Source organism: Pseudarthrobacter sp. efr-133-R2A-89 (assembly GCF_030209315.1).
GTDB lineage: Bacteria > Actinomycetota > Actinomycetes > Actinomycetales > Micrococcaceae > Arthrobacter.
This window is the reverse complement of record NZ_JARVSE010000012.1, coordinates 1-9,168: the sequence shown is the minus strand read 5'-3', so window position 1 is coordinate 9,168 and position 9,168 is coordinate 1. Positions and strand designations below refer to the sequence as shown.

Here is a 9,168-nt window from a genome sequence, read left to right as displayed (position 1 = left end):
GCCTCGGAGGCAAACCACCCATCAGCAGGTGCAACCAACCTACTGACTGAGTACACCTAGCGCTGTCAGAGTGAGCCTATCCGCCTCCGCGGTTGCCGACCTCCTAGGGGGGTGTCCCTATGCTTTTGGTCAAGCGGCCAGTGCGGGTTTTTCCTCGAAGAGGGTGGCGTGTTTGAGCATTGAGTAGATGACGTCGCAGCGGCGCCGGGCCAGGCAGATGACGGCGGCGTTGCGTTTCTTTCCCTGGTCGCGTTTCTTTTGGTAGTAGGCCTTGGACGCAGGGTGGTGGCAGCTCGCGATCCAGGCGGATCTGAAGAGAGCGTTCTTGAGTTGCTTGTTCCCCGAGCGGGCAGGGAATTCACCGCGGATCGAGGTCCCGGAGCGTCGTGTCACAGGGGCTATGCCGGCGTAGGCGGCGAGGTGCCCGGGCGTGGTGAGGTGCCGGCGTCGCCGATGGTCAGGAGTATCGTCGCTGCGGTCTTGATGCCGACTCCCGGCATGGACATCAAGACCCGGGAAAGAGGGAAGTCATCGAGGAGCTTTTCAACTTCTTCAGCCACGATGGCTCGCTGGTGTTTGAGTTCCTTAATCTGGGCGGCGACGCGTGGGATGACCAATTCGACCGCTTCGGTGCCGATCACGGTGACCGTCTGCTCGCTCAGTGCGGTGAAGATGGCGTCAACCAGGTTCACGGGGTCCTTGCGGCTGTGGTTCCTGGCCCAGCGCAGCACGTTGGACCGTCCGGCGGCCCGCAGCCCGGTTGGTCCGGCGTACTTGATGAACAGCTCCAGGACCAGGGACCGGGTGAGCACGGTTCCCGGGAAGACGCGCTCCAGGGCCGGGAAAATCTGCAGCATCAGAGAACGCAGCCGGTTGATCGCCCGGGTGCACTCATGGGTCAGATCAGCGTCGAATCCAGAGAGCACCTTCAAAGCCGCGAGTACCTCGCTGTCCCGGTCAACAGCCCGCAGCGTGTGCGGCATGGCGCGGGCCGTATAGGCGATGATGAACGCATCCCGCGCGTCCGTCTTGGACTTTCCCGGGTACAGGTCAGCGGCCTTGCGCATCGCCAGGCCGGGCAGGTAGGCAACGGTGCATCCGCAGTCCCTGGCTACGGCTATCGGCAGGACGCCGATGGTGTTGGGCTGGTCCACTATCACCAGAACCCTGCCGTGCTGCTGCAGGCCGGTGAACAGCTCGCGCAGCCGCGCCTCATCCTGAGGCAGGGGCTTATCGAAGACCCGTTCGCCAACTGTGTTCAATGCCGCGGCGTGATGCCCGGATTTGCCGACATCCAGCCCGCAGTAGATCTCGTATCCTTCGTCCATCCGGGGCTCCTTTGCACCACTCATGGCCGCAGTCACGACACCCGATGCTGGCACCCACGTTACAAAGAGACCTGACCCCGTGGAAGGAGTCGGCCGTATCCCTATCAGCAGTCAACGTGGGTCTCCGAACCTGGCGACAACACCCCCCGGATCATTGGTGACAGGGCAAGAAAGTCATACCAGGTCCAGCGACCCCGTCCCCGGCTTTCGGGGACGGAACCAATGTAACGCGAAGGACGCACAGCACGGCCCGGCACTCGAGACGACGTTCGCCGAGCTGGAGTCCGAAGAACGGTTGGACGCGCTGATCCTTGTCTTCGAAACCCTGGAGAGCCACGTCCGGGCCGAAGGCGTCACTCCCTGGGCAGCAGCACTCCTCAAGGTATTGGACGAGTTTGCCAACCGCTTCCTGCGCGTATCTCCCGACAATCGAGTAGCAGTGCCACGCAAATGCCCCGTGCAACGTTCTGCCACTCCCGGAACAAGGCCTATGGGGTAGCCGGACGAGACGTCTCCGTCCTCCCCCCGTCGGCCCCGACTGATCCCGAACACCGATGAAAGAGGAATCATGAAGAACGTCACCCGGCTTCGCGCCAAGCGCTCCGGCCATCCGGGCAGCACTTACCGCGATCTGCTGAACGGGCTGTCTGGAGGCGGCGATGTTATCGAGCTGTTCCCGGCCGACAAGGCCTTTGTCCGAAGACGGGAATGCCGTCGGCATATTCCGGCCTGCTCACTCCCCGGGCTCCCATGCTGTCGCACTGATGCGCCGCCCTTTCGCGGGCGACTACGTAGCTGCGGTCAGCAAATAATAGCCCACCCGGGCAACCCCATCGCCAACGGAAAGAAGAACTCATGGCAGCTGCAGTCCTTGAAGCCCCCGCTGCCCCCTCCGGCGGCATCGACTTCACCCTCGAGATTTACTCGAAGCCTTCTTGCGTCCAGTGCGGCGCCACGTACCGCGAAGCCGGCAAACTCGGAATCCAGTACGTCAGACCGGCCCTGAACGATGACCCCGGAGCTCCACCAGGATGCCGTGCGCGAGCTCGGGCTCCAGTTCAATGCCACGAGCGCGCCGCTGCTGATCGTCCGCGTCACCGACGGCACCATCGCTGCCGGCTGGGCCGGCTATGACCCGGTCCAGATGGAGGAGTGGGCGGACCGCCTGCCGATGACGCCGGAGGCCGCAGCTAAGAAGGCGGCTGAGATCGCCGCAGCTTCCCCTGAGTTTAGGGCGGCCTGACATCTGGCCCTGGACATAAAAACAGGGCTCTCCCGTCCTGCCAGCCGTCGTGCCATCCGGTGCGACGGCTTGGGGGGAACTCGTGCCGCCAGCCCACCTGCCATCCGGCAGCCGGGCTTTGTCAGTCCGACCGTCCAGCCACTGCGCTATCCAGCGCGGAGGCGTGTCGGAACCATGACCAAGCTTCGATGGTTCGTTGCGGGCATGACGGCTGCGGCCCGGGGGGTCCTGCTGCCGACCGCGTTCAGTGACTACGACCTCTCCACCGAAGCTGGCGACCTGGAGGTGGCCTACTCCCTGGCGGCCGCGCTTTAGCCCCAGTCACGGCGGTCGCCGAGGTTGGGGATTGGAGGTTCCGCGTGCGGCCGGAGCTCGGCGGTTGCGTATGAATCGAAGGCCAAGCTCCGGCAAGATAGCTGTATGGCAGCAGACGCTTGGATGGAAGGTTTCACCGCTCCGAAGCTCTCTTGGGCGCAGGTCTATGTGACGGCCGAGGACGTGCTGGGCGAACCCATCCCTGAACAGCGGCGGGCAGAGCTCTGGAAAGGCATATCAGACGAGCAGGCCTTGTTCCTGATCGCCTCCCTTCTCTCCGACTTGGACCGTTCAGATTCGCGCGAGGATGGCAACCTCGTCCAATTGAAGTGGGCAGCTCAAATTCAGGACCTCTCCTTGAGAGACAGACTCTTTGCGCAAGCGGGTCTGGGCTTCGTACTGTTCCCACCGCAAATGCTGCAGTTGGCTGCCGCTGAAGCTCTCGAATACTGCCCTGAGGGTCCTCCTCGTGATGATGCTGCCGGAATGGACATCATCGTGCGCTGCATGCTCGGCATTGCCGACGAGTCGGGCTCGCCCGTGGGGGATGGGAGTCTATGGGGCGGGCAGGACGCTGCCCTGTCCGCTGAAGTCATTGCGAACCTGTACTTCAACCGAACCATCTCGATCGCTCACCAGCTCGCCTGGGCCCGGCAAGTTTGGTTCCAGAACTGGCCCGTGGACAACGCGGACACCCGAAGAGCCGGCGGACAGCCCCGGGAGCTGTTCAAGGAAGCAACGGGTGTTGCGATCGATGACTTTGCAGCAGTGGCGGTTCGACTCTATGCGTCGAACGGCCACGGGGGCTATGTCATGTTTGGTCCGGAGTTTTTCAATGAATCGGGTGTAGCACCAGAAGCTATCGAGCTCTTCCTGGAGGCCACCTGCATAGATCTTAGGACCCTGAGGAAGAAGGTCCGACAGCAGAGGCAGTCGGAGATGTCGCGGTTCGCGTTCAACCTCTTTCGCCAGTTCCCGCTGATTCGGCTGTCATCCGGACGGATCCTTCTCTTCCGGCTCAACTACGCGGTGCAACGAGCATTCAGCGAAGTCACGTATTTCGATGTACGCGAGCATCTCAAGCGATGCGACAAACGGGACGGCACTCGGAGAGACGAAGCGTTCTGGGCCTGCACGAAAACAGTCCTGGAACATGAGACGGGCAGAACTCTGAGAAGGATGCTGGTCGGAACTAAGGCCCAAGTGTTTACTGAAGGACAGCTGCAACGCCTGCACCCCGGAAAGAACCAGGCAAAAGCCTGTGACTTCGCGGTAAGGCTGGGTGAGACATGGCTGCTGGTTGAGGTCACAGACCGTGCGGTGCCAGAGCCCGTGGTCAACGCAACGGCTGACGTGCAGCAGCTGGAACAGGAACTTGATCGCGTCCTCATGGAACGTAAAGCGAAGCAGCTTTCCTCTACCGTGCAGTTACTTCGTAAGGATCGATCCAATCGAGGCTGCACCTTCGTCCCCCTGGTGCTTACCTCTTCGGCGGGGCTTCAGTGGAACGCCATTCTTCACGCTAGGGTTCAAGAGCGCCTGCACGCGGAGGGCCTGCTGACGGAGGAGCATTGCTTGCCCGTTGCATTCATAACCCTGAAGGACCTCCGGATGCTCGAACATGCCCTTTCTCAAGGCGTCAAGGTCGTTGATGTTCTCCGTCAATGGCGCGCAGTTGAGCCGGGGTTGGGGTTGGACCAGCACATGGCTGAAAGCGGAGTCGGTCTCGGGATCCCCTTGTGGGAACGACAAACAGCGGTCCGCTTCATCACAGAGCTAGCTGCAAGGATGAACCTTTGAGCCTGGCTGCTTCAATAGCGCTTCCCAAGTCGCGGCGACGGACGTCCCTGACACCAGTCGCACTCCTCCTTCGGGGTCCCGTGAATGCGACACCGCCTGCGAGTAGCGGGCGCGGCGGCCACAGGCTTTGGGACAGCCTGGGCGGGCGCCGGAGGCACGGGCTTTTGGACGACCGGGCCTGGCGGCGGGGGCACCACAGCCGGGCTACCCAGGAGCGACCATTTCTCCGGGCGGATGCATGAGATGAAGAACTGCCCCATCGTCCTGTCGCGGGATGGACAGACAAACGCGCTGTAGTACCTGCCGCCGGCCTTGGTACGCCGATTCTCGATGACTGCTTTCTTGACGTCAGCCCTGACAGCTTTGATCCAGTTGTCGACGGCGCGATGCACCTCGGGGTGGTTCTCGAACCGCTTCCGGCCGTAGATTTGGCATCCCACCACCCCAAGCCCACGTCCGCGCGTCCCAGACCAGCATCGGTTCTCCGCAGTCCCAGCAGCAGGTGAGGCTTCCCCAGACGTACGTGTCTGCCTGGGTGCGCACGGTGTGTGGACCGAAGGCGGATGCGGGTGAGGCGGAAAGGTCGTTCATCACCTCGATCGCCTGTTTGATGGGTTCCTGTTTCCGGCGCTCAGCCTCGGCTGCAGCGGCCGCCGCCTCTGCAGCTGCTTTCCGAGCCTCGGTCTGGGCATGAGGGGTGCCATGTTGCCAGGACGGCCCCTTCAGGAGCAGGGCCTCGACGAAGGCGCCTACGCTATCGCCGGCCATGACGAAGTTTTGGCTAGCGGGCAGGGCCAGCAGCTCGGAAGGATCCTCCGGCACGACGGCTGTCTTCCCAAAGCCCGTTACTACTACGGGAACCTTGGTCTCGTGGTACTCAAGCCGGCGGGGGATGAGCCAAATGGGGAAGGCTTTGCTGTCGAAGTAGCGCTGCGACCTCGTGTAGTATTTTTCCGGCGTCTGGGGTGACAGCTGCACCTCGAATGCCACCCGCTTGGTGAAATCATCAGACTCTGCCAGGACGTCAATGATCCACTCTCGGGATGGGTGCGGGTGCTCGAGAATCGCGTGCCAGCCAGTAACCCGGTCGACGCAGAGCTTCAATGCTTCCTTCATGGCCAGGTGCTGCGGCGACTCGCCGCCATGGTCCACTTTGCAGTCGGCCTTCTTGTGGTGCGCGAAGTAGCGGGTCACCGGTCCGCGGGTCTTTGCTACCGCGCGTACACCACAGACTGGTATGACCATGCGCTTCCGGTCCTCTGACGCTTGAAGTTCCGCCCAGGTCTCAGCGGTGAACGTTGTGGCGTCGACGCGGCTCTCATCGAGCACGGCTGTTAGCAGCATGGTCCCCCATTTCAACCGCCAGCAGATGCTCTGGCCCTGCAGGTGATTTCAACACACGCCCCCACCTGTACGGCAACAGACAGTTTTGTTTCAAGTCAATTCAGACGCTCGTAGCCGTCACCGAGCGGTCAGGCAGCTTTACAGTACTTAGACGGCAGGCGGTTGTGCGGCATTCTGGTCCGATTCCTGCGGCGAGAAATTCGGGTCAGGCATCCAGATGTCATGGGCTTCCGCGAAGCCCGAAAGATCCGGAAAGAGCGTGCGGGTCGACCTATTGAAGCTCTTTTCGAGGACGGCCAGTAGCGACTTCTTCACCTTGGGCGGGATCACGATGCCCATGGCGTCAAACGGATTGCCTTTCCCACTTAAATCCCGAGGTAACCCGGCGTTAAGTAGGGCAGCAGCTTGGTTGAAGAAGCCTTTCTTGGGTGGCTCCGGGAATCCAATCAGTGCTGGCGACCCCGGATCTGCCGGAATAGCGGATGTCAGGAAGAGTCCTTCCTGGGCCCTCATCCGGAGATCCTTGACGACTGGGTCAACCAAGACCACGTAGCCTTCTCGCGCGGACATCTCGAGAGCCTGATCCAGGTCGTACTCGGATGGGTTACCCAGCGATCCCCACGTACCAGTGAGCCTTGGGGCGGTCGTCACTTCCCATGCGTCCCGAACCATGAAGGCAACGAGCACTCCGCTTTGGTCTGGATCTTTGGCACAGGCAAACCATAGGGCAGTCAGCGGGTTGTAAGTGACGTCGACCAGACGCGTTGGCACGCCGTGGTGTTGCATCATGGCCAAGAGGTGAAGATCGGTGGCATGCCCGTAAGCAGTGCCACCAAGACCCCAATTTCGAGCAGCCTCTATGGCGCGTCTTTCGTGGATTCGGACGCTCTCCTCTGTAATTGGGACGCCACGCGTGTGAAGAGCGCGTATGAGCGAAGACTCGACTCCCCAAGTGTAATTCGACATCCCGCGCCATAGAATCTTGGCCTCCGGGTCCATCCCAAAGCTGATGCTCCCGATGATGTTCCAAAGATCTTGGGGGGTTTGCGGAAAAGGGCCCGCTGCATCGCCCACCCACGGCGAGTCCTGTCTCATGTAGCTTTCATCAACTGCCATGAAAGGCAGGTTATGCCGAACAAGAACCTTCACCCTGCGCGGCGCGGCCGCAGTTGCACCAAATCGTCGCACTCCCGGTCGAAAAAACGAGAGTTTAGGCAACGAGAAGGCATTTTGGTTGCGGGGGTTCCCGAGCACTTCGTTGGGTCGGAAAAGAGTCCTTTAAGATCCATCAGAGCTAAGCGGATCGAGCGTGGGTTTCTTTCGCCTGGGGACCAAATCTATTGGTTCGGTGGGGGCGGTACTCTTCCTGGTGACCGAGACGTATGAGTGGCCCTCGAAGGTCCTCAACCTCGGTTAGTCGATACAACCATGGGCACTAACCCGCCTCCGAGAAGACATTTGGCCCTTCTGACGAACTAGGACTGCCTTCCTAGCCAGTACAGTGCAAGGTCTATTTCACGCGCCGACCAGTCGTGGCCGTGAGAGTGAGCCGCGGTGGACAGGTCTTCAAGTATCTTCATATAGCGTCCGTACCTTCCTCGAGATGAAGACAACGTCACCCCAAGCTTCTCTAGTCCACTCTGCGATCGGCGGTCGTAAACTGCCATGCGTTCAGGCGCGGCCGCAGTAAGAACCGCCGAGGCCAGGGCATCGCCTCGAGCGAATCCAGGCAGAGGTGCAAGAGCGGATCGGCCTTGGGCAGCAGCATTTGGCACGTCCAGAGCGGTGTCATTAACTGCTGTGGCCGCAGGGCCGGTGATGCGCCTGACGTCGCTGTCACTCATAAGCATCAGCTCCCGCACCCACTTAGTATCGGCCCGCAGCCTCTTCCAGAACAGCAGCGCCCCGATGTCCAGCTTCCCAATGCTGCCGGCATTCCGTATCCTTGCCGCAACTTCAGTTAGAACCTCATCGTAAGCCGGGGAAATGGCGGCGTGAACACCTTCATGCGCCTGCAGGAGAACACCCCAAGCTTCCGGGCCCAATTGGTTCCACACAGCATTTGTCTTTGTCATGCGCAGAGCATTTCACAGGGCGGCTGACCAGTGCGGACAACTCGCGGGGTGAGCCTAACCGTACCGGAAGAAAACGCCTTCGTCCTCTGTCGAATCTAGGGGTCAGATTAATGTAGTAAGTAACACCCGTGAGGATGTCTCGGCGAAATCCCGCTGGAAGTTATTGCGTTGCAGGCCTTGCACTGCAAAGATAGCGCCAAACTTTGATGAGAGGCGCTGCAATGGGGCAAGGCGGGCGGAACGGCTGGAAAGAGACTGCGGCAGCCGGAATGGAGATTGTGGCTAGCGCGGTCGGGCAAGCTGCACAAGTAGATTCCCTTCTTGGCAATGATTTTGGAAAGTACGACACAGTCTTTTCTGCCGGTGATGCATACTCCGAGCAGCGGAAAACCAATGATGAAAACGATGCTCGCAAATTAAATGCGGGGACGAAGCTTCGGATGGTGATGGAGATGGAAAGACTCCGGGACGCTGCGAGAGGAGGTTCAACTGATCGTGCCCTCAGACAGGCAGCCAAGGAACTTCAAAACAGCTATAAGAACTTAGGTTCCGGCGGTTTCCTTGATCGGCAGTATAACCAGCGGTTCCGTGATGCTTCCCGTGAACTCTGGGAATGCCTGAAGCTGGAAACGGCAAGAGCTGCGGAACGTAAACGGGAAATTCTGCGGGAAGTGGCCATAGTGGCAGCACAGTCCGACACCAAGTCCGCCACAGCGAAGATGCGGGGCTTGCGTGAGCAGTTTAGGTCTGCAGGAACGGCGGGGCCAGAGGAACGTGCTCTCCGGGATGCATTTGAGGCGGAGTCCAAAAAGTTGTTCGACCGCTCAAAGGCCGAGGCAGAGGCTCGTCAGGCTGAGCGTGCGCGGAAGCAGAAGGAGTGGCAGGCTCGTCAGGCTGAAAAGGAGCGCAAGCAGAAGGAATGGGAGGCTCGTCAGGCTGAAAAGGAGCGCAAGCAGAAGGAGTGGCAGGCTCGTCAGGATGAAAAGGAGCGCAAGCAGAAGGAATGGGAGGCTCGTCAGGCTGAAAAGGAGCGCAAGCAGAAGGAATGGGAGGCTCGTCAGGC

7 protein-coding genes and 1 pseudogene are annotated in these 9,168 nt (G+C 60.6%); 4 read left to right on the top strand and 4 right to left on the bottom strand.

Annotated features, from left to right (window positions below; genetic code table 11):
* Positions 1–129 precede the first annotated feature (129 nt).
* Positions 130–1,328, bottom strand: a pseudogene (locus QRM95_RS19255) (IS110 family RNA-guided transposase).
* Between the two features lie 1,009 nt (positions 1,329–2,337).
* Here QRM95_RS19255 and QRM95_RS19250 point away from each other — a divergent pair.
* From QRM95_RS19250 to QRM95_RS19240, 3 genes are all read left to right on the top strand, one after another.
* Positions 2,338–2,571 carry a hypothetical protein gene (locus tag QRM95_RS19250; RefSeq protein WP_285249037.1) on the top strand — a complete coding sequence of 78 codons (234 nt, stop codon included), beginning with the start codon at positions 2,338–2,340 and terminating at the stop codon, positions 2,569–2,571.
* Between the two features lie 174 nt (positions 2,572–2,745).
* Entirely contained in the window at positions 2,746–2,886 is a 141-nt protein-coding gene (locus tag QRM95_RS19245; RefSeq protein ID WP_285249036.1) for a hypothetical protein, read from the top strand.
* 105 nt (positions 2,887–2,991) lie between these two features.
* The gene (locus tag QRM95_RS19240; protein WP_285249035.1) at positions 2,992–4,686 is read left to right on the top strand and encodes a hypothetical protein; all 1,695 of its coding nucleotides are present in this window, start codon (positions 2,992–2,994) and stop codon (positions 4,684–4,686) included.
* 348 nt (positions 4,687–5,034) lie between these two features.
* Here the strand turns inward: QRM95_RS19240 and QRM95_RS19235 are convergent, their stop codons facing one another.
* From QRM95_RS19235 to QRM95_RS19225, 3 genes are all read right to left on the bottom strand, one after another.
* Complete coding sequence (locus QRM95_RS19235) at positions 5,035–6,030, bottom strand: competence protein CoiA (RefSeq protein ID WP_285249034.1); 996 nt, start codon at positions 6,028–6,030, stop codon at positions 5,035–5,037.
* A gap of 147 nt (positions 6,031–6,177) precedes the next feature.
* Positions 6,178–7,146 (bottom strand): FRG domain-containing protein, encoded by a 969-nt coding sequence (locus QRM95_RS19230; protein ID WP_285249033.1) that lies wholly within the window; start codon positions 7,144–7,146, stop codon positions 6,178–6,180.
* A 359-nt stretch (positions 7,147–7,505) separates the two neighbouring features.
* Positions 7,506–8,105, bottom strand: a complete 600-nt coding sequence (locus tag QRM95_RS19225) for a hypothetical protein (RefSeq protein ID WP_285249032.1) — start codon at positions 8,103–8,105, stop codon at positions 7,506–7,508.
* 278 nt (positions 8,106–8,383) lie between these two features.
* Between QRM95_RS19225 and QRM95_RS19220 the strand changes: the two genes are divergently transcribed.
* A partial coding sequence (locus QRM95_RS19220; RefSeq protein ID WP_350223895.1) for a DUF349 domain-containing protein occupies positions 8,384–9,168 on the top strand: 785 nt, incomplete at its 3' end.